Source organism: Salipaludibacillus aurantiacus, from assembly GCF_900111295.1.
In the GTDB taxonomy this organism is placed as follows: domain Bacteria; phylum Bacillota; class Bacilli; order Bacillales; family Salisediminibacteriaceae; genus Salipaludibacillus; species Salipaludibacillus aurantiacus.
The window spans coordinates 82,708-109,429 of the sequence record NZ_FOGT01000004.1; the positions used below are offsets into that span (position 1 = coordinate 82,708).

General features: G+C 44.7%; 22 protein-coding genes. 12 read left to right on the forward strand and 10 right to left on the reverse strand.

Annotation, left to right across the window (positions count from 1 at the left end; genetic code table 11):
• Nucleotides 1–64: 64 nt before the first annotated feature.
• The 4 genes from BMW59_RS05960 to BMW59_RS05975 all read right to left on the reverse strand — a co-directional run bounded on the left by BMW59_RS05960 (nucleotide 65) and on the right by BMW59_RS05975 (nucleotide 2,851).
• A complete protein-coding gene (locus BMW59_RS05960; protein WP_093048762.1) occupies nucleotides 65–358 on the reverse strand; it encodes a hypothetical protein in 294 nt (97 codons plus the stop codon).
• A 139-nt stretch (nucleotides 359–497) separates the two neighbouring features.
• Nucleotides 498–1,673 (reverse strand): dicarboxylate/amino acid:cation symporter, encoded by a 1,176-nt coding sequence (locus BMW59_RS05965; RefSeq protein ID WP_093048765.1) that lies wholly within the window; start codon nucleotides 1,671–1,673, stop codon nucleotides 498–500.
• Between the two features lie 191 nt (nucleotides 1,674–1,864).
• A complete protein-coding gene (locus BMW59_RS05970) occupies nucleotides 1,865–2,569 on the reverse strand; it encodes a nucleotidyltransferase domain-containing protein (RefSeq protein WP_093048768.1) in 705 nt (234 codons plus the stop codon).
• A 189-nt stretch (nucleotides 2,570–2,758) separates the two neighbouring features.
• On the reverse strand, nucleotides 2,759–2,851 hold the full coding sequence (locus BMW59_RS05975) for a YjcZ family sporulation protein (RefSeq protein WP_093048771.1): 93 nt from the start codon (nucleotides 2,849–2,851) through the stop codon (nucleotides 2,759–2,761).
• Between the two features lie 222 nt (nucleotides 2,852–3,073).
• Between BMW59_RS05975 and BMW59_RS05980 the strand changes: the two genes are divergently transcribed.
• The 3 genes from BMW59_RS05980 to BMW59_RS05990 all read left to right on the forward strand — a co-directional run bounded on the left by BMW59_RS05980 (nucleotide 3,074) and on the right by BMW59_RS05990 (nucleotide 6,309).
• Nucleotides 3,074–4,048 carry an ABC transporter ATP-binding protein gene (locus BMW59_RS05980; protein ID WP_093048774.1) on the forward strand — a complete coding sequence of 325 codons (975 nt, stop codon included), beginning with the start codon at nucleotides 3,074–3,076 and terminating at the stop codon, nucleotides 4,046–4,048.
• Nucleotides 4,035–4,808 carry an ABC transporter permease gene (locus BMW59_RS05985; RefSeq protein ID WP_093048777.1) on the forward strand — a complete coding sequence of 258 codons (774 nt, stop codon included), beginning with the start codon at nucleotides 4,035–4,037 and terminating at the stop codon, nucleotides 4,806–4,808. Before BMW59_RS05980 ends, BMW59_RS05985 begins: the two co-directional genes overlap by 14 nt.
• Before the next feature lie 1,111 nt (nucleotides 4,809–5,919).
• Entirely contained in the window at nucleotides 5,920–6,309 is a 390-nt protein-coding gene (locus BMW59_RS05990) for a DUF2243 domain-containing protein (protein ID WP_093048780.1), read from the forward strand.
• A gap of 193 nt (nucleotides 6,310–6,502) precedes the next feature.
• Here the strand turns inward: BMW59_RS05990 and BMW59_RS05995 are convergent, their stop codons facing one another.
• On the reverse strand, nucleotides 6,503–6,769 hold the full coding sequence (locus BMW59_RS05995; RefSeq protein WP_093048783.1) for a hypothetical protein: 267 nt from the start codon (nucleotides 6,767–6,769) through the stop codon (nucleotides 6,503–6,505).
• A gap of 189 nt (nucleotides 6,770–6,958) precedes the next feature.
• On the opposite strand from BMW59_RS05995, the gene BMW59_RS06000 reads away from it, so the two are divergent.
• The 4 genes from BMW59_RS06000 (at nucleotide 6,959) to abc-f (ending at nucleotide 14,645) form a co-directional block, all read left to right on the forward strand.
• Nucleotides 6,959–8,674, forward strand: a complete 1,716-nt coding sequence (locus BMW59_RS06000) for an acyl-CoA dehydrogenase family protein (protein ID WP_218141977.1) — start codon at nucleotides 6,959–6,961, stop codon at nucleotides 8,672–8,674.
• A gap of 9 nt (nucleotides 8,675–8,683) precedes the next feature.
• Nucleotides 8,684–8,929 (forward strand): hypothetical protein, encoded by a 246-nt coding sequence (locus BMW59_RS21330; RefSeq protein ID WP_143051201.1) that lies wholly within the window; start codon nucleotides 8,684–8,686, stop codon nucleotides 8,927–8,929.
• Between the two features lie 151 nt (nucleotides 8,930–9,080).
• Nucleotides 9,081–12,335, forward strand: a complete 3,255-nt coding sequence (locus BMW59_RS06005; RefSeq protein ID WP_093048786.1) for a M14 family metallopeptidase — start codon at nucleotides 9,081–9,083, stop codon at nucleotides 12,333–12,335.
• A gap of 693 nt (nucleotides 12,336–13,028) precedes the next feature.
• The gene (abc-f, locus tag BMW59_RS06010) at nucleotides 13,029–14,645 is read left to right on the forward strand and encodes a ribosomal protection-like ABC-F family protein (protein WP_093048789.1); all 1,617 of its coding nucleotides are present in this window, start codon (nucleotides 13,029–13,031) and stop codon (nucleotides 14,643–14,645) included.
• A 237-nt stretch (nucleotides 14,646–14,882) separates the two neighbouring features.
• Here the strand turns inward: abc-f and BMW59_RS06015 are convergent, their stop codons facing one another.
• Nucleotides 14,883–15,632 (reverse strand): MurR/RpiR family transcriptional regulator, encoded by a 750-nt coding sequence (locus BMW59_RS06015; RefSeq protein ID WP_093048792.1) that lies wholly within the window; start codon nucleotides 15,630–15,632, stop codon nucleotides 14,883–14,885.
• A gap of 244 nt (nucleotides 15,633–15,876) precedes the next feature.
• Between BMW59_RS06015 and BMW59_RS06020 the strand changes: the two genes are divergently transcribed.
• Nucleotides 15,877–17,481, forward strand: coding sequence for an alpha-glucoside-specific PTS transporter subunit IIBC (locus BMW59_RS06020; RefSeq protein ID WP_093048795.1), 1,605 nt, complete (start codon nucleotides 15,877–15,879; stop codon nucleotides 17,479–17,481).
• A gap of 24 nt (nucleotides 17,482–17,505) precedes the next feature.
• Entirely contained in the window at nucleotides 17,506–18,831 is a 1,326-nt protein-coding gene (locus BMW59_RS06025) for a 6-phospho-alpha-glucosidase (protein ID WP_093048798.1), read from the forward strand.
• A 63-nt stretch (nucleotides 18,832–18,894) separates the two neighbouring features.
• Here BMW59_RS06025 and BMW59_RS06030 read toward each other — a convergent pair whose 3' ends face one another.
• The 4 genes from BMW59_RS06030 to BMW59_RS06045 are packed head-to-tail and all read right to left on the reverse strand — an operon-like array spanning nucleotide 18,895 to nucleotide 23,139.
• On the reverse strand, nucleotides 18,895–19,575 hold the full coding sequence (locus BMW59_RS06030) for a formate dehydrogenase subunit gamma (RefSeq protein WP_093048802.1): 681 nt from the start codon (nucleotides 19,573–19,575) through the stop codon (nucleotides 18,895–18,897).
• A gap of 1 nt (nucleotide 19,576) precedes the next feature.
• Nucleotides 19,577–20,335, reverse strand: coding sequence for a 4Fe-4S dicluster domain-containing protein (locus tag BMW59_RS06035; protein WP_093048805.1), 759 nt, complete (start codon nucleotides 20,333–20,335; stop codon nucleotides 19,577–19,579).
• Nucleotides 20,336–22,522 (reverse strand): molybdopterin-containing oxidoreductase family protein, encoded by a 2,187-nt coding sequence (locus BMW59_RS06040; protein WP_093048808.1) that lies wholly within the window; start codon nucleotides 22,520–22,522, stop codon nucleotides 20,336–20,338.
• Entirely contained in the window at nucleotides 22,516–23,139 is a 624-nt protein-coding gene (locus BMW59_RS06045) for a TorD/DmsD family molecular chaperone (RefSeq protein ID WP_093048811.1), read from the reverse strand. The genes BMW59_RS06040 and BMW59_RS06045 overlap by 7 nt, the downstream gene beginning before the upstream one ends.
• Before the next feature lie 254 nt (nucleotides 23,140–23,393).
• On the opposite strand from BMW59_RS06045, the gene BMW59_RS06050 reads away from it, so the two are divergent.
• Genes BMW59_RS06050 through hypF form a run of 3 tightly spaced genes read left to right on the forward strand, consistent with a single transcriptional unit; the run spans nucleotide 23,394 to nucleotide 26,720 of the window.
• Nucleotides 23,394–23,759 (forward strand): hydrogenase maturation nickel metallochaperone HypA/HybF, encoded by a 366-nt coding sequence (locus BMW59_RS06050; RefSeq protein WP_093048813.1) that lies wholly within the window; start codon nucleotides 23,394–23,396, stop codon nucleotides 23,757–23,759.
• Nucleotides 23,749–24,408 (forward strand): hydrogenase nickel incorporation protein HypB, encoded by a 660-nt coding sequence (gene hypB, locus BMW59_RS06055; protein ID WP_093048816.1) that lies wholly within the window; start codon nucleotides 23,749–23,751, stop codon nucleotides 24,406–24,408. The genes BMW59_RS06050 and hypB overlap by 11 nt, the downstream gene beginning before the upstream one ends.
• A complete protein-coding gene (hypF, locus tag BMW59_RS06060; RefSeq protein ID WP_342739720.1) occupies nucleotides 24,369–26,720 on the forward strand; it encodes a carbamoyltransferase HypF in 2,352 nt (783 codons plus the stop codon). Before hypB ends, hypF begins: the two co-directional genes overlap by 40 nt.
• Nucleotides 26,721–26,722: the final 2 nt, after the last annotated feature.

Genomic DNA, 26,722 nt, shown 5'->3' on the forward strand with positions numbered 1-26,722 from the left:
CAAGGAGGGGGTGTCGACAATTTTAGGCCAATTAGAATGTAGTAGTCGGCCGCGCTTCCTGCTGTTAAGGCAGGAAGTTGACGGCGCCGTCTTCACTGATTTCTATAGTCGAGTAGCTTTCAAACGTTTCGGCGTTTGTAATGTCATGGTCATCCGGCCGTGAAAAACTTTCCATATATTGCTGGTACCCCTGAGGACTTTTAATGAGATGGTAAAAATAAATCATTTTGCCATCGACGATGTCACTGCCTCTTAAAGCAATTCTGTCGTGGAAATGGTTTTTGAACCATTGTCTTGCTTCATCATGGCTTTGAAAGTTAGGCATCTCATTATATACCGATTCAATATCTAAATTCATGGTTATCCACTCCCTTCCTGCTGCTGTTAGTATGTCCTTTGTTTTTTGTAACATACAGCATACAGAGGTGCGGCTGATATTTTTTAGACAGCAGGGGAGCGGGCTTAGCCGGTTGCGGATCTTCCTTCATGTGTGCAATTTAAGCAACATCTGAAGAGCTGACAGAAGAATCGCCGTCTTTTTTGGCAAAACGGTTGATAATTAAGTTGATTGCGCCGTCCCCAGTTACATTTGCAGCAGTCCCGAAGCTGTCCTGGGCCATATATAACGCAATCATCAATCCGATTGCTGCTTCACTGAAACCAAGCATCGTCGTTAACACACCGAGCGCTGCCATGATGGCTCCGCCTGGCACGCCTGGCGCTGCAATCATAATGACGCCCAGCATTGCAATGACAGGAAGCATCTGGCCGAATGAAGGAACCGTGTAATCACCTAATACGGACATCACTGCGACCGCACAAGCGACGATTGTAATCACACTTCCTGACAGGTGGATCGTCGCGCATAAAGGCACGCCGAAATTGGCTACTTCTTCTCTGACATTATTTTTCTTCGTCTGTTTAAGTGTGACCGGAATAGTTGCTGCGCTGCTCATAGTTCCCAACCCTGTGAAATAAGCCGGGAGCATATTTTTTATAAGCACAAAAGGGTTCCTTTTAGTAATGACTCCAGCGGTTACATATTGGAGGGTTATCCATAGCCAGTGGGCGATTACCGCGACGAGGAGCACAGTTCCAAAGACTTGAAGTGTATCAAATACAGCGCCTTCAGATGCGAGTTCCACAAAAATACCCGCAATATAGACTGGCAGAAATGGAATGATGACTTTCGCAATCACTAAATCAATAATATTTTTGCCTTCTTCAAAAATGTTCATGAGCGTTTTACTGTTCGTTTTGGCAATGCCTATACCGAAAAGAAACGCCATAACTAAAGCAGTAATGACGCCCATCAGCGGATCAATTTCTAAAGCGAAAAACCCTTCGACCCCTGAGCCTTCAGAAACAGGGCTTTCTGTCGCATTTAAAAAGGGAATCACAGTTACAGCTATGAAAAATGCGAATATCCCGGCCAAAAGGGTGGAAAGGTACGCTGTGCCTACAGTGGCGCCGACGATCTTACCTGATTTGCTGCCTAACTTTGACACTCCGGCGGTAATAAAAAATAAGATAATAAATGGAATAACGAAACCGATGAACTGGCCGAAAATATTTTTTACCGTGACAAAAAATTGGGTCACCACCCCAATATTCATCAGACCAATTAAAATACCGGCAATAATCCCAATGACTAATTTTCCAATTAATTTCATCTGCAAACCCCCTGCATTATTTTTTAAATTTTTAAACAACTATATTTAATAATGCCTAATAAATTTAAAATTTTCAATACTTTTCCAAATTATCAGAATATTAAATTAAAGCGCTTACATAATAAAAGACAGTCCTGCCATTAAAGACTGAACTGTTTTATCAGGGGATTATAGTATGGTGCCTTACACAGTTATAACCTGTCAGTATAACCTTCGAAGAGTCTGCCGCCATGCGGCTCCAGTATGCGATCGATTAAGGTGATAAAAGGCACGTTGTCTCCTGTTTTTATAAATTTTTGAAACGCCTCCTTAAATTTGGCTGCAAAATTATTATCAAAGTCAACAAGTGAGCGGTGCACCCATTTGCCATAACCGAGCCACCGCCCTTCGGTTCTCAGCAAAAATTCTGGGACAGTATCAAAAAGCTTACATGCCGTGTAAATTTTTTCACTGTCTTCCTTGCCTTTTTCAAGATCCTCTAATAAATCACTTATCATAAACCTTAAAAATGCCTTCTTGTCTTCAGCCCATTCATAAGGACCAGTTTTTAAACAGTCATCCGCTGACTGCTGAATATCTTTAGCCGAGCCGTCGTCCTTAAGGATAACCGATTCAGCAGCAATCCGCGGAATTGTCGGGATCGCTTCCATCCGGCTTACTTCTAAGGCAAAAAAGAATGAATCAGGGTGAAAAACAAACGCTTCAATTTTCCAGTCAGACATATTGAAACATTTCCTGAATGACGCAGACTTCGAAGGGTCAAGTACAAGAATGTCCAAGTCCGAACCATCATTCAGTTCGCCTCTGGCAGCGCTCCCGCCCAGTAAGGCAACCGTACATTTAGGGAATGTATCCTCTAAAAATTTCCTCGCAGCTGTTTTTTCAGGGATTCTCATGGATGTTTGCCTCCTGAAATGAATTCATTTATCTGCCATATGATATTCATTACAGGAGCCTATGTGAATAAACCGCCTTATAGAATGATTGTATAAATAAAAAGACAAAAGCAGAGACTGCTTTTGCCTGGCATTTACAAAGGAGCCTGCTGGCTCCTGGTTATTTAATGAGGCATCGTGAGGGGACGATTACCATTTAATATACGCTGTCCCTACAATAACTAAAAGAATGAACAGAACAACAATTAACACAAAATCGTTATATGGCTTATAGTAAGACATTCTGTATCCTCCCTTCAAAGGTGCTTTAAGAGGTGACCTCAATCCTAGTATATGCCGCGTATTTATTTTGTGAGTAGGCGGCAGTCCAAATGTATTTCCCAAAATGGCGGAAATCTCCACCTTCAGGCTGAGATGAATTCCACCTGAAGGAAGTGGGAGAAGGATTTACCACCGGTTATAATGAGCACAGAAGAAAATAATTGATTAAGCGGGTGACTGAGTATGGATAAAATAATTGAAGTTCAAGGCATTAACAAAACGTTTTTAAAAAGAAAAACGAAAGAAACGGTTACCGCAGTGAAAGACATTTCCTTCGATGTACACCGCGGGGAGGTTCTTGGCCTCCTGGGGCCAAACGGCGCTGGAAAAACGTCAACAATTAAAATGATCTGCGGGCTGCTGCAGCCAAATTCAGGGGCGATCTATATTAATGGGCTGGACATCCGGAAAAAGAGGCTAAAAGCGCTCCGTCATATCAGTGCTGTCCTTGAGGGGAACCGGAACCTTTACTGGCGCTTAACCGTTCGGGAAAACCTGGAATATTTCGCAGGCAATCGCGGGCTGTCCCGTAAGGAAATTGCTGCCCGGGTTGACCAGTTAATCGGCCAGTTTCGTCTTAAAGAGAAGGAAAATGAACTTGTTAACGGCTTATCGAGGGGAATGCAGCAGAAACTGGCCATTGCCGTGGCACTGCTGGCAGAGACACAAGCCATCTTGCTCGATGAACCGACGCTGGGACTGGATGTAGAGATCAGCTACGAACTCCGTGAAATTATAAAAACGGTCGCTAAAGAAGAACAGCGGACGATCATTATCAGCTCGCACGACATGCCCGTCGTTCAGGAGCTGTGTGACCGGACGATCATCATTAATAAGGGGACTGTCGTTGTGGATGAAAAAGTGGAAAATCTCCTTAAGCTCTTTGAAACGAGAGCGTATTCTATCAAACTATGCTCAGAATTAAGCCCTTCACAGCAAAAAAAGCTGGACGTATCCTTTCCGCTTAGTACGTATAAAGGATCTTTCAGACAGCCTGTTGTTGAAGTGAATCTGGAGCGGAGCGAAGACATTTACGATTTGTTCGATATTTTTAAAGCTGAAGGAACGGTTGTTGAAAGCATCGACCGTACGTCGATCGATTTCGAACAGGTATTCATGGAAATCGTGAAGGGAGAGAACAATTATGCAATGGCTTAATTTACTCACATCAAATTTCCGCAAAGAGTATATAGAAATGAAACGGTACCTCCCTAATACACTCGCCTTATTACTGACTTTCTACATTATTTTTCTCGGTGCGTTTTTCGGAATTGTCTTCATTGGCGATCCCTCCAGTTTTGAAGCGAACGTCCAATATTCAATTATCAGCGTCGTGTTTTGGAGCTTAACGATGATGACGATGAACTTTATCGGCTTTTCCGTTATTACTGAAGCGATGAGAGGTACGCTTGAACAGCTGTACATGTCTCCGATGGGCGTGTGGAAAATTATGCTCACCCGCATTGTCGGCCAGTTTGCCTTACAGTCCGTCCTTATGGTCATTCTCCTGTTTGCTGCTATGCTTACATCCGGACAGTGGCTCAGCCTCAACCCTGTAACTACGATTCCTATTATACTCGTCACGATGGTAAGCATGGTCGGCGTCAGTTTTATGATTGCGGGGCTGGCGATTATCGTTAAACAAATCCAGGCTTTCTTACAGATTTTCCAATTTGTCCTAATGGGACTCGTCTTCGTTCCTTTATCTATAGCACCATTTCTGGTTTTTGCCCCGTTCGTCAAAGGCGTCAACATGGTACGGACAGTCATGATGGAAAATCTCACTTTAACCCAGCTCCCCTGGACTGATTACGGCATTTTAGCAGCTAACTCAGCCATTTACCTCGTGCTGGGCCTGATCGTCTTCCACCGCTGCGAAAAAATCGCCATGCAAAAAGGTCTGCTCGGGCAGTATTAGAAGGCGGGTGTCACAGGAGTTACAGGGAGGTGGGTGCTGAGTGGGTGCTACGGGTGTAGCACCAACAAACGTATCAGGAAGAAATCGAGAGGAAACGAGAGCATGAGTGATTTAGAAAAGAGTAACAGTCAGGTAGGTGCAACGGGTGTAGCACCAACAAACGTATCAGGAAGAAATCAAGAGGAAACGAGAGCATGAGTGATTTAGAAAAGAGTAACAGTCAGGTAGGTGCAACGGGTGTAGCACCAACAAACGTATCAGGAAGAAATCAAGAGGAAACGAGAGCATGAGTGATTTAGAAAAGAGTAACAGTCAGGTAGGTGCAACGGGTGTAGCACCAACAAACGTATCAGGAAGAAATCAAGAGGAAACGAGAGCATGAGTGATTTAGAAAAGAGTAACAGTCAGGTAGGTGCAACGGGTGTAGCACCAACAAACGTATCAGGAAGAAATCAAGAGGAAACGAGAGCATGAGTGATATAGAAAAGAGTAACAGTCAGGTAGGTGCTACGGGTGTAGCACCAACAAACGTATCAGGAAGAAATCAAGAGGAAACGAAAGTATAAGAGAGTTAGAAAAGAGTAACAGTCAGGTAGGTGCAACGGATGTAGCACCAACAAACGTATCAGGAAGAAATCGAGAGGAAACGAAAGTATAAGAGAGTTAGAAAAGAGTAACAGGAAGGTAGGTGCTACGGGTATAGCACCAACAAACGTATCAGGAAGAAATCAAGAGGAAACGAGAGCATGAGTGATTTAGAAAAGAGTAACAGGAAGGTAGGTGCTACAGGTGTAGCACCAACAAACGTATCAGGAAGAAATCAAGAGGAAACGAAAGTTTAAGAGAGTTAGAAAAGAGTAACAGGAAGGTAGGTGATACGTAGGTGCTACATGAGTAACAGGAACGTAGGCGCTACGTAGGTGCTACAAGTGTAACAGTCAAGTAACACCCACCAAAGTATCTCTTTACCCTATTAACTATTAAAAAAAGTGTAACTCCACGCCTGTGCAGTTACACTTTTTGTTTGTTTAGCCTCGTAGCAGGTAATAATGCAGGATAAAAGGGTTGTTCTTCATGACTAAAAATAATGTAAAGGAGGGAGACCCACAGAATGTTTTCCAGAGTTTTAAGTTTTCTTATCGGAATCTTTCTGATAGATTACTGGTTTCATACAGGTAACGTTCAGGCTTTCGGGTTTGAGGCTGAGACGATGGCTGAGCGTATAGGTGCGTTATTGTTTACAGGGGCTGTCACTCTGTTAATCTTCTACTTGGCTTACCGTTTTTTCACCTGCTCGTTTTTCAACGGGGTCATTTTTGCTGCCGGTTTCTTTGCAAGTTTTGATATTTTCGTTGTCCATTGGCTTTTTAATTTGCACCGTCTGACTGATGGGCCTGAAGCCATTTATTTTGAAGTGGCTCTTGTCATTTTGGGAATTATTATGATCGTCTTTTCTCTCGGAAATGAAAAGAAGATAAAGCATTTCCCTGAATCAACCTAAAAGTTGGTCCAGAACTAGCCGACCTTCGTGCGAGTCGACCTCCCCGACGGAAAAAAGACTCGTCTCCTGGACCGTCGTTTTAAAGCAACAGCAATATAGAGACCCACCAGCTACCAGCCATCAGGATTCCGGCTCCACACCAATCATCCGCCGGAATGACCCCTTGCTTCAGAGGGATTGTCCCGCACTCCGCCTATTTATCAAATAATATTTTTCTTGATTTCCTCTTTACCATTCGTAAAGATTTATAGACCGTCTCCTTAAAGTTAAATCTGTCTTTTAGGGGCTCGAATTCCTCCTCAAATAACTGGGCATTGTAAGGGTACTGCTGGCCATCTGATTCTGTAATAAGATAGTCTCCCGTGTGTCCTTTCACTGTATTCCCTTCTGTTTCTATTGAGATGGGCCTGGTAATTTTAACAGCTTCGACAACGACAGGCTTCCTTTTGTATTTAGGCAAGACCTTTTCCTCCTTTCCGGAAATGGGCTTAGTTTGGTTCATTATATTCGTGTACGGGCTGAAACGTGTCCCTGCTGCGAGTTAAGACATGTAAGAGGATATTTGAGAGAAAAGCAGGAATTTAAGCGGCCTGGCAGCGAATATATAATGAGTGATTATTCATTCATAAACTAGGCAGGAGGGGATTTTTTGCTTTTTTTAAATCCTGAAAAGGCAGGCACACAGGCACCGGACCAGAAAACACAGGACTTAATGAAAAAGACGGTTCAATTTTTTGAGAAAAAAGGACTCGAAGGTATTAAAGAAGATGATCAGGCGTCGGAATGGTATGAGGATTTTATCCATTTTTTAGCCGAAGAAAACGTGTTAGCTACACTGTTGACCCCTGCAGGCTACGGGGACGAAGATACAAGGTTTGATCTGTCGCGTATGTGCGATTTCAGTGAACTGACGGCGTTTTACGGCCTTTCTTATCAGTACTGTTTCCAGGTGAGCCTTCTTGGGCTCAGTCCGATATGGATGTCTGGGAATGACACGTTAAAAAATAAGACAGCCCGGCTGTTAAAAGAGGGCGGGATATTTGCCTTCGGAATGTCGGAAAAAAAGCATGGGGCAGACCTTTATTCAAATCAGATGAAGCTGTACCCGGCGGAAAATGGCAGCTATAGAGCATCCGGCTCGAAATATTATATTGGAAACGCCAATAAAGCAGCATTAGTATCTGTTTTTGGCCGGATGGCTGATACAGATGGCTTTGTTTTTTTCACAGCCGATCCTGAAGATGAGCATTATAAGCTACAGAAGAAAATTCATACGTCCGGAGTAAGGCCTGCGTTTGTCGGTGAGTTCTCACTCAAAGATTATCCGGTTACTGAAGATGATATTTTATCTAAAGGACGGGATGCATGGGATGCCTCGTTATCCACGGTCAATATCGGAAAATTCCAGCTTGGATTTGCGTCAGCGGGCATTTGCCAGCATGCTTTCTACGAGGCTCTGAATCATGCAGACAACAGGGTATTGTACGGGCAGAAGGTGACTGATTTCAGCCACGTAAAACATTTATTTACGGAGTCATACGCCAGGATCACCGCTATGAAACTTTATGCCTTGCGCGCTGTTGATTATTTCCGTTCCTCTTCTGAAAAAGACCGGCGTTACCTTTTGTTTAATCCGATTCAGAAAATGAAAGTGACGAAACAGGGAATGGAAGTCATCGACATGCTGCTTGACGTGGTGGCTGCGAAAGGGTTCGAACAGGATACGTATATGGAAATGGCTATCAGGGATATTGGGATGATCCCGCGGCTTGAAGGGACGTCCCATGTGAACATGGCTCTCGTGATAAAATTTATGGAAAACTACTTTTTCAACGAAGAAGAGTTTGAAGACATCCCTGTTCGCCGGGAGGCAAAGGATGATTCCAATCTGTTTAATCAGACAACAGGGAAGCTTGCCAGCGTGACGTTTCCGTATTACCGGAAGAGTTATGAAGGCGTCAGTCTCCCTAACGTCCTTATTTTTCTGGAACAGACTGATTTATTCAGGGAAATGCTTTATAAAGCGCCGCCGACTGAACAGCAGCAAAAAGACCATAACTTCATGCTTCATTTAGGGGAGCTGTTTACAATGGCGGTTTACGCTCAGCTAGTCCTGGAAAATGCAAGACTCCATAAGGTCAATGATGATTTAACGGATTATATGTTTACCTTTATGGTAGGGGATTTTGCCCAATTTGCTTTGGCGCACCTCTCTCAATTCGATCTTACTGGGGACCAGGAAACTTATTTGGAAAAAATGCTGAAACGTCCGCATAAGAACTCCAGCCGTGATCAGCGGATATGGGAGGAGCTGGTTCTCCCTCTTAAAAGCAGTTACGGGGTAAAAACCGGCAGTGCAGAGTAGGCCGGAGAGATGAATGATATGGAAGATGCCAGAACTGATCTGGCATCTTTTTTATATTTTTATGTCAGGGGTGGTTCTATCAGCGAAAATCGGGTTCTATCGGCGAAAAAGAGTGGTCAATCAGCGGAAATCGAATTCTATCGGCGAAAAAGAGTGGTCAATCAGCGAAAATCGAATTCTATCAGCGAAAAAACAATTCAATCAGCGATTTTGCTCCTCCTGTCAGTAAAATCATCAACAATGTATTTACTTTAACAGTAGGTCTATTAGACTACTAATCTCTCAATTATATATTTAAAAGAACCATCTTCAAAAACGTTTACATAATATGGTGGATTTATTGGGAAAGGTTGCTATATTTGAGAGGTAGGATAAAATATTATAACTTGAGAGGGTGGGTGAGTCTATGAAAAGACTTTCTGCAGGATGGTTAGCTGTCGTCATGTTATTGGCATTTGTTTTACCTTCATCACTGGCTGCTTCAGCCCCTGGCACCGTGCACGCTGAAGAAGTCATTGATTTGGAAGTCAGTCAATCGATTTTTTCCATGACAGAAACCCGGACAGTGGAAATACACGCTGATTTCGGGAGAGAGGTAGATTTAGATCAACTGGAATTTCAATTTGGCGGAAAGAGTCTTTCGGAATGGAAAAAATGGAGTGGTGGAACGACTTATGACGGAGAGCCTTTTATTAATGTCATTGAAGAACCTTCGTTTGTTGATGGTACAACAAAAGTAACGGCAAAATTAGAGTTTGGATTGCCTTATAATACAACGAATCTCGCAAACAGAACGATTCGGGTGCAATATCAGCAGTTTATAGGGGACTATGAATTGGCCTTAATAGATTCCGCATCGGGGTTAAAGGCAGCGACCGAAGTAAAGCTGAATGTGTACGATGAGTTTTTATTTTATGAGGAACTGAAACCGGCAATCGACGAGGTTTTTTCTGAGGCAGAGGCTGATGAAAACAACACTCGTTATTTGGAATATCAGAATATTGGACAGTCTGTAGAAGGGCGCGATATGCATTTCGTTATTTTGGCAAAAGATGAAGAAGCTGTGGATAAATACTTAAATGATACGTTGCCGGCGGCTCTGGAAGACCCTGAAAGTTTACTGGAAAAGCTGGAGAATGGAACGATGGGAGAATATCAGGTTCCTATATGGTTTAATAATATCCATCCGGATGAAGTAGAAGGAGTGGACGCTCAGGTAGAGCTGCTGAAAAAGTTTGCTCTTCAGGAAGAAATCACATTTATTAATGCGGATGAAAATAATGAAGAAGCACCTGTAACCTTAAACGTTGATGAGGTGCTTGATGATGTGATTTTCCTGTACATGTTTACTAATAACCCGGACGGGAGAGTAGCAAATACCCGGTCCAATGCAAACGGCTTCGATTTGAATCGGGACAATACCAATCAGACTCAAGTCGAAACCCAGCTTGTCACTAAGCTGATTGCTGAATGGACTCCGCTTTCATTTCTTGATATGCATGGCTATGTTAACGGGTTTTTAATCGAGCCGGCTACCCCGCCGCACAACCCTAACTTTGAGTATGACCTGCTTATAGGAAATATGCTTGGACAGGCTCATTCTTTAGGACGGGCCGGGATAGGGAATTCTCCTTTAACATCTTATTTTATTGCAAGACTCGCATGGGAAAGCGGCTGGGATGATATGACACCTGCCTATACACCGATGTATACGATGCTGCATGGGGCACTTGGTCATACAATAGAAGTTCCGACGTTAGGCCAGGAGTCTTTGTATGCCATGGAAGGCACCGGCTTAGGAGCAGCCTTGTTTGTGACTGAAAATAAGGATGACTTATACAAAGGACAGCTTGAAATTTTTAAACGGGGAGTAAATGGCGAAGATAACCGGGCAGTAGATGAGTATTTCGTTAATGCGGCAGGTGAATCGATCGGCCGGGTCCGCGGTGGAGAAGACAGCTTCTTTCCGGACTATTATGTAATCCCTGCAGATGAAAGTAACCAGGAAAATATTCTTGAAGCACATAAAATGATAGAGTATTTGCTGCGTAATGGCGTTAAAGTGGAAGAAACGACAGCACCGGTGACGACCGGAGGTGTGACATACCCGGCTGGAACGTTTGTTGTGCCAATGGATCAGGCAAAACGGGGATTGGCCAATGCCGTTCTTTATAAAGGCGATAACGTGTCTGACTGGCCCGCCATGTATGATCCGATTGTCGTAAATTTCCCTGCTTTGAGAGGCTTTAATGCCGTGGATGTCCGGGATATAGATGTCTTTGAAGGCCTTACATCTGACATACACGAAGTGGCTGTGCCGACAGGAAGGACGGTCGGAAAGTCTCCTAAACAAATTTTAAGAAACTCTACGAATGATTCTATAAAGCTTGTGAATGCCCTGCTTAAAGAAGGAAAAAATGTAGAACTCGTTAAGGAAAATAAAGCACGGGCTTCAAAAGGTGATTTCATCGTTGAAACAAAAGATTTGAAATCTTACGAGAATGATTTTTATTTTGAAACAGAAGCGATTGGAAACGCGTCAGCTATTAAAACGAGCCGGCTTTCTAAGCCTAAAGTAGCGGCGACGGGTTCTGCCCAGTTAAGATTTTCATTAAGGGAACTCGGGTATGACCTTGTGGATCAGAGTGAGGCCGACGTCATTGTCAGTGATGGAAGTTCATTTAACAGCGAACAAGTTTCCGGTAAATCCTACGTAGGGATCGGGGTGTATGCGTTAAACGCGGTAAGAAACAGCGGCATGCTTCCTGGGTTCACGTTCGATTACACCCGGGCAAATCACGAAGGGCTTGTAAAAACGGATGTGAATGACCATCAGGTAACTGCGGGTTATGATGAAAACCAGCTTCTGTATGTGGCAACAGGTTCATGGATCTCAGGGGTTCCTGAAGGAGCCAACGTATTGGTAACTTTTGCGGAGTCAGACGATTTCTATTCTGCAGGGTGGTGGCCTGGATACGAGGCGGCCAATGGAGAGACCATGGCTATTACTAAGGAAACTGAGGACGCTTCATTTACATTATTTGCAAATGAACTGGCTTTCAGAGCCCATACTCAGCATAGCTACCGCATGCTGGCAAACAGTATCTTCAGTTCAGTAACTGCGGAGGCTGAGTCTAAACGTAAGCCGAAAGCAGGGCGAAAAGACAGCACTGAGGTGATTGTCGACAATCATAAAGTCAGAGTCGAAAGAACGACTGATGAACAAGGTCGAAATAAAGTTAACGCGACCGTGGATAAAAATGAGTTAATAAAACAAGGGAGATCCGGCAGACAGGTTGAGACGTTCACGATTGCTTCCGACCGTCAATCAGGTGACGAAGCGCTTGAACTCAGCATTCCTGCTGACGCTGTAAAAGAACTTAAGGAAACACAGCCGCAGGCGGGAATCGATGTCCAGTTCGGAGAGTCTTCTTATCTGCTGCCGCTCGAAGAAATTGAGCTCGAAAATGTAACGATGGCAGGGGAAGATTTTACCGTTTCAATAGAGATTGAGGAGAAAGAGGAACAGTATGGTGGGAGAGACGAAGAAAAACGAGTTCTTAATGTTGGCCATGTCAATGTAAAGGCTAAATCAGGAAATCAAACTGAAGAGATTATCAGCTTTAAGTCATTTGAAGAAAAAGGAACGGTTTCTGAGTAAGTATGATTGGAGCACATTGAACAGGAGGCTGGGACAAAAGAATAGTAATCATAAAGAAAACCGAACAAATCTTATGATTTTTGTTCGGTTTTTCGCTTTTGTACTTATTAAAAAATTAACTCTGATAAATAGTAATTGGAGTGATTTCAGTCCGCCAGGCGGACGCTTGCCCAGGGGCTTGTCTTCAGCTAAATTCAACTCAGCCTGGAGATTCGTTGAATTGGATCTTCAGACTGCGCATACCCCAGTGGCGTCGCCGCCTTCTGTTCTTCAATCAAAAAGCAGAGGCTATTTAATAATTGTAAAACTAAAAGTAACCTACCTTATAAGATGTCTTATAAAATTATTGTTCGTCCTTTACAAACTTGTCTTTAGTTTTGTCTTAGCCTCTTTTTTTAATATGAGGTGCCATTCCGGCAGGGAACATTGTATATTGACAAAGCTGAGCCTCCCGCATATGATATAACTAATTCTAATGGAAGGAAGGTACCTTATACAATGAAGCAATAATTCTGTTACCCAGACATTAATTTCACGTTAATTAATTCGTCTAGACAGGATTAGTGTGTTCATTTTTCAGGTAGCTTTCATTAACGGAATAATAAAGGCGGCTTCTCCTTTTTTAGGGATAAGTTTATTTGTCCGTACCTGTATATGCACCTATCCTCTCTAGCTCTAAAGGGAGGTTTTTTTATGCTTTTATTAGAAGCAGCTGATATAGAAAAACAGTATGGTGAGCGGTTAATTATAAAGGTTAAACAGCTTCAGGTTTATAAAGGGAACTGTATAGGAGTGGTTGGAAAAAATGGAGCGGGAAAGTCTACGTTATTAAAACTACTCGCCGGAGAAATTGAAGCTGATAAAGGGAAGATCCGCCAGTTTAGTCGACCAGCATATATTCCCCAGCTTGAGGTTGTGACAGAGGGAAAAAGGAGCATGGGAAGTTCCAGTCGATGGGGAGTGCCGGATTATAAAGAGGGGTTAAGTGGCGGGGAGCAGACGAGAAAAAAGATTGCAGCGGCCTTTGCTTCAAATGCCGGAATTATTTTTGCTGATGAACCTACGAGCCATTTGGATGTGGAAGGTGTCAGTCAGCTTGAAGAAGAAATGAACGTTTTTACCGGTGCTTTCGTGCTTATCTCTCATGACCGTACGCTTCTTGATAACATGTGTACGTCTATATGGGAAGTAGAGCATGGAAATGTAAATGAGTATGAAGGAAACTATACAGATTATTTAAATCAGAAAAAGCTTGAAATAGACCGTGACTGGTTTGAGTACAAACAGTACAAAAAGGAAGAAGCACGGTTATTAGCTGCAAAACAAGAAAAATCAGAGCACTCTAAATCATTAAAGAAAGCGCCTAAACGGATGGGCAATTCTGAGGCCAGGCTGCATAAAAGGAGTGTCGGCCAAAAGAAGACGAAGCTTGATAAAGGGGTGAAGGCGATTCAGTCCCGGATTGACCAGCTGGAGAAAAAAGAAAAGCCTTCGGAAGAATCGGCGGTTACTTTTGATATTGCTGAGTTCCCGCCGATCCACAGCCGAACTGTCCTGGCTTTTGAGAACTTAGAGGTCAAAGCAGGACACAGAGTGTTGTTCAGCGGCTTTACTGCTTCCGTAAAACCAGGTTCCAAAGTGGCCATTACAGGGCGGAACGGCAGCGGAAAATCCACATTGCTTAAATTGATAGCGGGAGGTACTGAAGGCATCCGCGCTGCCAAACCTGTCAAGCTCGGCTTTTTCTACCAGCAGCTAGAAAACCTTGAAGAAGAAAAGACGATTTTAGAAAATATTCTTGAGTCAAGCCGGTATTCTGAGACGTTTATACGTACGGTTTTGGCCAGGCTCCAGTTTAAAAGAGAAGAAGTATTTAAACCTGTCTGGAAATTAAGTGGTGGTGAGCGGGTGAAAGCTGCTCTCGCAAAGGTTTTTCTGGGGGATTATAATGTCCTTCTGTTAGATGAACCTACAAATTTTTTAGACCTCCAGGCTAAAGAGGCACTCCAGGAAATACTGAGCCAGTATCCCGGCACTATTTTGTTTGTCACCCATGACCGTTATTTTATAAAGCATTTAGCCGATGAGGTGATTGAAATTAAAGGCGGTAAAGCTGAACTGAAAGGCCGGGACTCTATCAATAAACCTTTTAATTCGGGAGAGCAGGCGGCAGATGAAGTAAGTTCTCTTACTCTTGACCTGAAGTTAACGGAAATACTTGGGAAGCTGGCTGTTCCTGCCAATGAAGAGGAGAAAAAAGAGCTTGAAAAGAAATACGCACAGCTGATGCAAAAAAAGAAGAGTTTATAGGCTGGGCGTAAAAGACAGTGGTTCGCCACTGTCTTTTTTAAAACCAATCTGTTAAAGTTCACCGTTAAAAAAAACAGCTGCTGATATAACAGAAACACGCGGAACTCCTGGGGAACACTTTCGAATTTCCTGTATGGTGGTGTGATCTCTAAAGGCCTTGCCGGTTCGTCCGCGGAAATCAAACCATTTCTGTATCAATACTTACATAATATCTGCTAACTACTCCTTTTTCCTCACTTACTGCTTCTCCACATAATCAGCATATTTACGGAACATCGTTTCAACAGCGATATAAAACGGAATAAATGAAACGACTTCTGTCCCGTCACCGGCAAATGTTTCGGAAGTTGCCGCATAAATGCTGTATGGGGACATTTGAGCAAGTTTGTTGTTTTTCAAATTGGTTATTGAAATAAAGTCGATGCCACGGGCGTTCAGCTGTTTGACGATCGGCATCAGGGCAGGCGTGCTGCCGGATAAAGATAAGATAATGACGACATCGTCCTCCTGCATAGCTTTCAGCATGGTTTCAAACTCTGTCTCATCATGAATCACTGTTATAAACGTACTCATAAGGGCGAACAGCCGCTGAGCTTCCATTACACAGCTTAATTGTGCCGTGCCTGTGCCGTATATGAAAATCCTGTTAGCTGAGTACAGTTTTTCACTTATCGGATCAAAATCTACAGCTGCTAAATTTTTAAAAGTAGTCGTCACGTCGTTTTCAAGAATTTCCACGTGAGTGCCGCGCATAAGTTCAGGCTGCTCCTCCCATTTTAAAAAAACCCGGAATTCACTGTAGCCGCTGAAGTTGAGCTTTTTTGTCATTCTGTGGATGGAGGACCGCGATGAGTGGCAAGCTTCAGCCAAATCATTAATTCCCATTTGAGAGCATGTCTTTTTATTGTTTAATATGTATTTCAGAACGTGCAGATCATTGTCGTTCAACTTCTCATAAAATTCATTAATCAATTCTTCCAGACTCATTTCTAATCACCTCCCAGCGATTAAAGATGCTCGGCACAATTATATCACTGTTTAATAGTTCTAAAGAAATCCTTTCCCGAGCATTGCGGGAAATTTCCCGCATTGTGAAACAAAATTCATTTTCCTCAAACCCCTCCCTCGATTGCTCTCATCTATTGCTGTCCGGGCTCTGTCATTTTAAAATGAAATCGTTATCATAGATCGCAGACATTATTTTAATCTTTTCAAGGTGGTGGAGTACCAAATGAATTCAATACGCAGATTTGGCAGTGCGATGATTGTTCCCGTCCTGCTCTTCCCGTTCTTCGGGATAGTAGTCGGGCTGGCAACACTCTTTAAAAATGAGCAGATTATGGGCGGGCTTGCGGACCCCGACAGTCTTTGGTATCAATTATGGACCTTTATTGAAAACACGGGTTGGACAGTTTTCAATCATATGGAACTGGTCTTCGTGATCGGTCTCCCGATCTCCCTGGCTAAAAAGGCAGCGGGACGGGCGACACTTTCAGCTGTTATGGCTTACTTAATGTTCAACACGTTTCTTAATTCTATCCTTGGGATTTGGGGGCCGGCGTTCGGTGTTGATATGACTCAGAATATTGACGAGGCAGTCGGGTTAACCGAAATCGCAGGAATCGAGACGCTCGATACTAATATTCTTGGTGCAATTGTTATATCAGGAATTACTATTTGGCTGCATAACCGGTATTACGATAAGAAATTACCGGATGCACTCGGTATTTTCCAGGGCGGACCGTTCATCGTCATGATCTCATTCTTTGCAATGATCCCTCTGGCATTTTTAACGGCATGGGTCTGGCCTGTTGTTCAGGAAGGAATTGCTTCATTGCAAGGGTTTATGATCGCTTCCGGGTATGTGGGCGTCTGGCTGTTCCACTTCCTTGAGCGTATTCTTATTCCAACCGGCCTGCATCATTTCATTTACACGCCGTTCCAGTTTGGACCGGCAGTTGTGGACGGTGGTATTACAGCAGCATGGGTTTCTAAGCTTTCTGAGCTCTCAGCTTCAGCTGAACCGCTCCGGGAACAATGGGACGGAGGAGCTTTCCTTCTGCAAGGGAATATTAAAATGTTCGGTTCAGTCGGTATTGCTCTTGCTATTTACAGCACAGCGAAAGCAGAGAAGAAAAAGCAAGTCGGGGCTCTCTTGCTGGCAGCCACATTAACAGCTGTAGTAGCAGGTATTACAGAACCGCTTGAATTTACCTTCCTGTTCATCGCACCGTTCCTGTTCGCTTTGCATGCGGTACTGGGTGCAACAATGGTGACTATTCAGAGCGCGTTCGGCCTTGTTGGAAACCAGGGCGGCGGTTTAATTGAGATCGCTACGACCAACTGGATTCCGCTCATGGGCAACCATTGGGACGTCTATCTCGCCCAAGTCGTTATCGGGGTCATCTTCACGGTCATTTATTACTTCCTGTTCCGTTTCCTGATCCTGAAGTTTGACTTTGCTCTTCCAGGACGTGAAAAAGAAGAAAACGCTGAAACGAAGCTTTATACGAAAAAAGATTATAAAGCAATGAAAGAAGACGACTGCACTCAGCAGCAACAGCAGTTTGACAGTGAATACGACCAGCGGGCAGCTGCCTTCCTCAAAGGGCTCGGCGGTGCAGAAAATATCGTTGATGTGACAAACTGTGCGACACGTCTTCGTGTAACGGTTGCTGATCCTGAGAAGGTAGAAGATGATAAGTACTTTAAAGAACATGGCCAAGCTCACGGTCTGGTGAAAAATAATGAAAGCATACAAGTTATTGTCGGTCTCTCTGTTCCTCAAGTCCGTGATTCGATCGAATCGTTTATTGATGAACAAAAGAAACAGTAAATTATAATTAGGAGGATGATAGTTATGAAAAAATTTTCAATCACAATTGCCGGCGGAGGGAGTACTTTCACGCCGGGGATTGTACTCATGCTGCTTGATAACCTGGACAAATTGCCAATCAATGAAATCAAGTTTTACGACAATGATGAAGAGCGGCAGGCCGTTATTGCCGGTGCCACTGACATTATTTTAAAAGAAAAAGCACCGGAAATCACTTTTACGGCTACAACCGATCCGGAAACGGCGTTTTCCAACATTGATTTCGTCATGGCGCACATCCGCACCGGAAAATACGCCATGCGTGAAAAAGATGAAAAAATTCCTTTGAAACACGGTGTAGTCGGCCAGGAAACATGTGGTCCAGGCGGCATTGCATACGGAATGCGGTCGATTGGCGACGTATTGGAACTGATTGATTTCAAGGACCAGTACTCCCCTGACGCCTGGTTCCTCAACTATTCCAACCCGGCTGCGATCGTTGCCGAGGCAACGCGTAAGCTTCGCCCGGACTCAAACATTTTGAACATTTGCGATATGCCAATCGGTATTGAAGAATTAATGGCTTCGGCGATCGGACTTTCATCCCGAAAAGAAATGGAAGTAAAGTATTACGGCCTCAATCACTTCGGCTGGTGGACAGATATCCGTGACAAAGAAGGCAACGACCTGCTGCCGCAAATTCGCGAACACGTATCGAAGTATGGTTATGTAACAGTGGATGAATCAATCCAGCACGCGGACGCCAGCTGGAACAGCACATTCGCTAAAGCAAAAGATGTTCAGGCTCTTGATCCGGCTACCGTGCCGAATACGTATTTAAAATATTATTTTTACCCTGATCATGAAGTCGCCAAATCCGACCCGAATTATACTCGTGCGAACGAAGTCATGGACGGCCGTGAAAAATTCGTCTTTGGAGAGTGCCAAAAGATAATTGATAACGGCACCTCCGAAGGGACAGAGCTCCATATAGATGAACATGCGTCTTATATAGTAGATCTGGCCCGGGCGATTGCCTTTAATACAAAAGAACGCATGCTTCTCATAGTAGAAAACAACGGCGCGATCAGCAATTTTGATCCAACCGCCATGGTCGAAGTTCCTTGCCTCGTCGGCAGCCAGGGACCTGAACCGCTCGTCCAGGGCGAGATTCCACGATTCCAGAAAGGGCTGATGGAGCAGCAGGTGGCTGTTGAAAAACTCGTTGTAGAGGCCTGGAACGAAAAGTCCTATCAGAAACTGTGGCAGGCACTTACGTTGTCTAGAATTGTTCCAAGCGCCCAAGTCGCCAAAGACCTTCTGGATGACCTTATTGAAGCTAATAAAGCCTACTGGCCAGAATTAACTTAAGTAAGTTCGCCCCCGGAGAGATGCTCTCCGGGGGCTTTTTTGGGGCTTAATCTTTAATCTCTGTTAAGCTCCTTTGTTTTTTTGTTTTTCCTTTTCTTTCAGTTCATCGTACCAGCGGCCGTGATGGTCGCGGGCATAGTCAACCGGCACGTCCCCCTTTGTTATTCCTTTCATAGAGACACGGGAATTCGGGTGGCCTACGCTTAAATAAACATGTCCTACGACGACCGCTATAGCCAGGGCGAACCCGATATTATGAAAAACAAACGCCCATTGCACGGCTGAAGCAGAAAAGAACTGGTCAAACCAGAGAATGACTCCGGAGATGACAAGAATAAATCCCATAGAAAGCTGCAGCAGTGAATTCAATTTTTCCCCGGCGTTGTAAAAATCCTGTTTTGGCACCTCTGAATGAAGGCCGAAAAACTCTTTAGCGAACGGCATGAAGAATTTGAAATCATGCTTCTTCCAGGTGAATATCTGTTTTAACCAGTGAACAAGGCTTTGACGGTCGAAAATAAGCGCAATGATAAGCGGAGTCATAAATACAACAGCAAAGATTCGATGGAGAATCATGGCGTTTTCAGCGCTGCCTAAAATGATATAGAGCCAATGGAAATACTCCGTATACAGGGGCAGACCTGTCAAATAAAGCATGAAAAAAGCAAGTGCATTCAGCCAGTGAACAAAGATGGCCGTCTTTGAAAAGCGCTTAACCATTCGCCGGTTTTGTTGGCTGCTCATTTTATTCTCCCCCTTCATGGTGTTCGCCTTTATTAAAGAGACGGTTGGAAATGGCTCCGCCGATTACAGCCATAGTGGTCGCCCCAAGCAGCAATTTACCGAGAGGCTGAGCGTAATCTTTCCAGATAATCGCAGAAGCCGGCGTGGCAGCATCCGATTCAAGATCATACTCTTCAGGCTTATGCGCGAGAAGATAAATCGTATGAGTGCCCCCGACACCTTCCGGGTTATAGATGTTCGCATCCGGATAACGGTCTTTCACCTCAGCCAGCCGCTGTTCAGCCTTTTGAAGGATCTCGTCGCTTTCACCGAAAACAATGGCTTTAGTGTAACAGGTGGAGGCACATGCCGGTGTCACACCTTCAAGGACCTTGCCATTACATAGAGTGCATTTATTAGCCCTGGAAACACTGTTACCCTCCTTATCCTGGCAGAGCTCAACTTTCGCCCGGCCAAACGGACAGTTTTTCTCACAGTATTCACACCCGATACATTGCTCCTGATCCACCACCACTGCGCCAGTTTGAGAATAGCTGATCGCGTTCTGCGGACATACTTTTTCGCAAACCGCGTCTTCACAGTGAAGACAGGAGAACCGGTGCATCACCCATTCCACATTGGGGTATTCTCCTTTTTCCACTTCGCAAAAAGAAATATAAGACTGGTCGGAAGGCAGGTCATTTTCCATCTGGCAAGCGACCCGGCAGCTGTAACAGCCGATACACTTCGTCACGTCCACAAGCATTCGATATTGTCCCATTTAAGCATCCACCTTTCTGACATCTACAATCACTTCGTGAATCATACTGCATCCGCTCATTGGCTGAAAATGGAAAGGTACATGTTCCATATAGCTAAAGCCGACTCCTTTGGCGGTCGTTAAGTACTTGGAAGTAATACCATAATGAGACGGAATATAGACAGTTTCAGGGTGGAGGCGGTCAGTCAGTTTCACTTTAACCGTGCTGGACGCGCTCTCAGACGAGACCTCTACAAGATCGCCGTCCTGAATGCCTTTCTTTTTTGCTTCCTGGCGGTTCATCCACAGTCGCTCAAGATCATAATCTTTCGTAATCTGCATCAGCATCGGTATATTAGCTGTCTGTGTATGGCTGTGAATCGCCTGCTTTCCTGTCGTTAAACGATAGCTTCCGTTTTTCGGTTCAACGAGAGGGGGGATCCACGTCGGCACCGCATTAAAGCCGGCATCTTCGAAAGTTTGACTTGCGAATTCCACCTTCCCGGAAGGGGTATTGAATTCAGGCACAGTTCCAATGTCAGCTTTTTTATCTTCGAGAGGAATGGAACCTTTTTCTCTCAGTTCGTCCATCGTAATGCCTAACGGTTCGACTGCCGCCTTATTATAATCCTCAAGAGTAAAAGTAAAGTACTCCCCAACCCCGGAGGCCTTTGCCAGCTCAGTAAAAATCTCATCCGCAGGTTTCGTGTTCGGATGGACACGGTCTACAGCTTTCTGTCTGAGAACCACGGTAGCTGTTCCGCCTCCAACGCCGTCGACTGCGTCATCTCTTTCCATGTAACTCGGTTCCGGGAGGACATAATGGGAGAGCAAGGCTGTTTCGGACATTTGAACGTCAATTGTCACGATGAGATCCATCTCATTTAAAGCTTCTTTATAATATTCCGGATTTCCGTAGCCGAGCGCCGCGTTTGAATGATGGTAAAAGGCGGCTTTCATCTTTCCTTCTTTTGCACGCAGAGGAACGATGTTGGCGACGCCCCGCCCGCGTGGCGCCAACGGGAAATCCTCTTCGCCGTCTTTTACGGCATCGGGTTCCGGAGGTGCTGGAAACTGATTAGGATCCAAGTCTCCGAGACCGGCACTTGCGCCAAAAATATAGCCGCCTTCCTGCTGGATATTGCCGAGCATGGCATTGAATAATGCGACGGCCCTGCCTGTTTCTGTACTGTTTTTATAGTTGCATCCGAAAGCGCCCCGCCAGGATTGTTCAATGACCGCTTTCGGTTTTGCTTCACCCATGTCAGTTGCAATCGTTTCAATCGTTTGGGCGTCAATCCCGGTCACTTCTTCTGCCCATTCAGGGGTATACTGTTCCACTTCCTTTTTAAATTCTTCAAATCCAGTTGCATGGTCTTCAATAAAGCCTTCATCATATAAGTCTTTTTCTATTAATACATGGGACATGGCTAATACGAGCGCCAAATCGGTTCCGGGCCTGATCGGCAGCCATTGGTCTGCAAATGGCGCCGTATTGTTTTTACGGGGGTCGACAATAACCACTTTTGCTCCGTTTTCTTTCGCCTGTGCGAGTGCGCTCATAGAGGAAGGCCTGATCCCGTCCCCATAGCTCCGGCCAATAAACATAATATAAGAGGAGTTGGCAATATCTGCACTTGGTACGCCCCCGATTGTGTGATTGAACCCTGTATCACGTGAATTATTGCAAGCCACATGGTGGGTGTAGTAGTTTGGCGACCCTAAAGCTTTAATAAACCGGGTGGCATAAACCTTTCCTGTAGGGCGCGGATCTTGTACGAGAGCGACCGATTCAGGTCCATGTTCTTTAATAATGCTTTGAAGTTTAGCGCCGATTTCTTTGTAGGCCTGTTCCCAGGAAATGGGTTCATACTCTCCGTTTTCCATGCGTTTCATAGGCTGTTCAAGACGGTCTTTTGAATATACGAGAGTGGCGTAGCCGTGGCCTCTTGCACAAAGGGTGCCCCTGCTTCGCGGATGGTCAGGATGCCCTTCCAGCTTCCAGAGACGTCCGTTTTTTGTGTAGGCAATCATCCCGCACTGGCTGGAACAGCCGTTACATGTAGTAGGAATGGTAGAGATGGCCGCTTTTTCTTCAGCAGAGGCTGAGGTCATCCAGCTTTGCATATCAAATGAAGTAAGGGAGACTGCAGCAGCAGTGGCTGCTGAAGCTTTAATAAATGAGCGGCGTGAGACAGGTTTTAACATACAGAACCCTCCTTAATCCGGTCAAAAGACTGGTCATGATTTGTGAATGTATTCACAAACTTGTTTAATAATTCTGTCAATTTAAGGTAAAATGAGTCCTTGTTTTGTTTTCTGATAGCTTCGACGAGATCGTCAAGCCAATTCAAATGCTGGCTGACTAATAGTGTGAATTTGTCTGTTTCCTGTTCTTCGAGTAAAAAAGCGGCTAATTCCAAAATCACGCTGACATGATCAGGGTAAAACATCGGGTCATATGATGAGTTAAGGCCTGTTTCTTCAAGTAAATATCGCATGTGCCACGCCGGGTCGCCCATCATCATACCTTTAGATTGAGCAAATGGAAGAGCGGCTGTCTGATCAGTTGTCCACGGTTTGTAAAATGATTCAATGAGAGAAATTCCGTTTTGAGAAGAACGGGAAAATAACGAGCGGAATTCTTCTTTCAAGCTGGTCAAGCAGGGAAGTTCACCGCCGTCGTTTAAAGCCGCTCCTGATGCTTGTTCAAGTTCAGAGCGGAAATCCGGATGGCTGATGACTTCATAGACCGCGTCCCCCGGCGGCTTATAAAGCTCTGCGTAAAAAAGAAGTAAATCTCTTTGTTTCATGTGATCTGGCATTCTGTCTCCCCCTTACAAACTAAACTTACTTACATGAAAAAAATTGCACTTTCATTGTACATTTTTTAAATGTGCTTCAGAGGAAGCAAATATGAGTATTTTCTTAAATAAGTGAAAAGAAAGTGTGAAGTGGGGTCAGCCCCCCCAGTTTCTGGGGGGGCTGACCCCACTTAAGAAACAGCCCATTATTTAAAATCGCCACAACTGGTCTATTGTCTTTTCTGAAGACATAAACCAATACTGAGGTGTTGGAAATGCATGAACTTTCGCTGATGGCCGAGTTGATTAAGCTTGTTTCTGAAGATGCCCATGATAGAGGCATCATTAAGGTGAGTAAAATTGATGTAATTGTCGGTGATTTATCTAACGTATTGCCTGAAGCGCTCGAGGAAGCGTTTATTTATTTACGGCCCCGGGTTGAGGCCCTTTTTGATGAACAGACTGAACTGCATGTTATCCGGGAGGAAGCGAGAGCAGCGTGCCGCTCATGCAGAACAGAGTTCGTTCCTGATTACCGGATTGCTTTCTGCCCTGTCTGCCGGCTTCCGACCAGCGAGCTTCTATCGGGTGAAACATTCAGAGTTGAATCATACGAAGGATGTGACGAGGATGGAAATTAATTTAAAAGAAGAGGTGCTGAAGGATCAAAATAAAGCAGCCGCTTTTAACAGAAAACTTTTTCAGGACAGCCGCACGCTTGTCATTAATATAATGAGCTCACCTGGTGCGGGAAAAACAACATTGCTGGAAGCAACAGTTAAAGCATTGGCCCGAGAATATAAGATTGGCGTAATTGAAGGGGATCTGGCAACGGAGCGGGATGCTGACCGGTTACGTGCCCTCGGTGTTGACACGGTTCAGATAAATACAGTAGGAGGCTGCCACCTGGATGCCAGGATGATTGCCAAAAAGCTGCCTGAATTTGACTTGGAGAAGACAGATATTCTTTTTATAGAAAACATCGGTAATTTAGTGTGTCCGTCAGGCTATGATTTAGGGCAGCACTTTAAGGTTGTCGTCTTAAGTGTGCCTGAAGGGAATGATAAAATTCCAAAATACCCGATTATGTTCCGGCGCACGGATATGACCCTTATTAATAAAATTGATCTGCTTCCTTATGTTCCATTTAATCTGGTGGAAGCAGCAGAGGATCTGAAATCTATTAACCCTGAGGCGTTGTTTAAACCCGTTTCAGCTTTGACTGGAGACAGGATGGGAGAGTGGACCGGGTGGATCAGAGAGGTATATCACACATGCCTTGCGCGTTAAAAATCACGGTTACCGGAAGAGTCCAAGGGGTAGGCTTTCGGCCGTTTATATATAGTCTTGCACACAAATATAATCTCAAAGGGACGGTTCAAAATAACCTGGACGGCTTGCTGATTCATGTTGAAGGAGATAAAAACAGTTTAAAAGACTTGGCAGATGAGGTTAGACACTCGCCGCCCCGACTGGCAAAGGTAGATAATATAACCATTCAGGAAGCCGCTCCTTCAGGGCATGATGAATTTATGATTGTCCCGAGCGAAAACAAAGGGGAGGCTGTCCCGTGGCTGCCTGCGGATGCTGCGGTATGTGATCTGTGTACAGCAGAAATGAACGACCCGGCGGACAGACGTTACAACTTTCCGTTTATTAACTGCACCCAGTGCGGACCCCGCTATACGATTATTCAAGGCTTGCCGTATGACAGACCGCTTACAGCGATGAAAGGTTTTCCAATGTGCCTCAGCTGCAAGGAAGAGTATGAAGATCCCGGGAACCGCCGACATCATGCCCAGCCCGTCTGCTGCCCGGCGTGCGGGCCAAAACTTACTCTTCTAAATTACACGGGGCACCGTCTTAGTGAAAATTCAAATGCGATAAGACAGACTATCGATTTTTTAAAAAAAGGAAAGATAGCAGCAATAAAAGGGGTAGGGGGCTACCATCTCGCCTGCGATCCCTTTCAAGCTTCTGCTGTTGACCGGCTCAGGCAACTAAAAAGGAGGCCGCAGCGTCCATTGGCCGTCATGGTGAAATCCGTGGATGCGGCACGAGAATTTTGCAGTTTAACCAAAAATGAAGAACAGCTGCTTTCAAGGCCTGAAACGCCGATAGTCATTCTGCGCAGAAAGGAAGGGTGCTCTTTACCAGACATTCTTTCCCCGGGGTTATCTACCCTCGGCGTCATGCTTCCTTATACCCCGCTCCATCACCTTCTCCTGTCCGGAGAATTACCTTGTCTGGTAATGACGAGCGCCAACACATCGGGGCTGCCTATCTTTTACAGAGACGACTGTCAGAGTGATCTGAATAACTTGTGTGATTATCTATTGACTCACAACCGGCCGATTGAGAGACCTGTAGACGATTCAGTCGTTCAATGGGATGGAGAGGAGATAATATATCTCCGGAGGGCCAGAGGCTATGTGCCGGACCCGCTTACATCCAAGCTCAACGTGAATAACATTCTGGCTTTAGGAGGCGATCAGAAAAATACGTTTGCGATTGGAAAGGAGCATTATATTTTTTTGAGTCCGCATATAGGAGAAGTGGAAAATGAAGAAATGATTCATTCATTGGAAGACACTCTCTGCCATTACAAGAACTGGCTTAAAGGTGAGCCGGAATGTATCGCCTTCGATAAGCATCCACTCTATGAAACGTCAGCTTTAGCGAAAAAACTGCCGGGGATTAAAGTCCCTGTCCAGCATCACCATGCCCATCACGTGTCCTGCATGGAAGATAACAGCCTGATGGAACCTTGTCTCGGAATTATACTCGATGGCACCGGCTATGGGGAAGACGGCCATATCTGGGGATTCGAATTCCTGTACGGCAATGCTGAATCTGTCGAACGTCTCGGTCACTTATCATACACCCCGCTCCCCGGCGGTGACAAAGCAGTGAGGGAACCGTGGAGAACGGCCGCCGGTATGCTGCTTCACTACTGGCCGGAAGAAGGCAGAAAACTGGCCGCTGACCTGTTTCCGGAGGAAACAGTCAATCTCGACGTGATCAGCCGGATGGTCACAAACGGAATCAACTCGCCTTTCGCAGGTACTTGCGGCAGACTGTTTGATGCGGTGAGCGCCATACTGGGGATTTGTACTATCGCGACGTATGAAGGTGAAGCGGCGATTAAGTTAGCAGATGTCATAGAAGGCACAGCTCTCACTGCCCATGAAAAAGAACCGTACCCGTTTCGGGTCATTGCTACTCAAGATCACGGTCATCTGCTCGATTTTTCTCCAATGATTTATGAGATTATCCAGGAAAAAAGGCAGGGGGTGGCTGCCCGGAAAATCATTTGCAGATTTCATGAGACGATCGTGTCCTCCTGTGTCCAGACAATTTTATCGGTCATGGCTGAAAGGCCGGAGTTGAACAGGACAGTCGTGTTATCGGGAGGATCTTTCCAAAATAATTACTTGAGAAAAGAAGTAAAAAGGCAGCTTAGGAAAAAAGGCTTTACCGTGTATACACATCAACAAATCCCGATCCATGACGGCGGATTATCTCTCGGTCAGCTCACCATTGCCGCTCATGTTTTAAAGTCACTGAGTCATAGAAAAAGAGGTGAAAAACGGTGTGTGTAGGA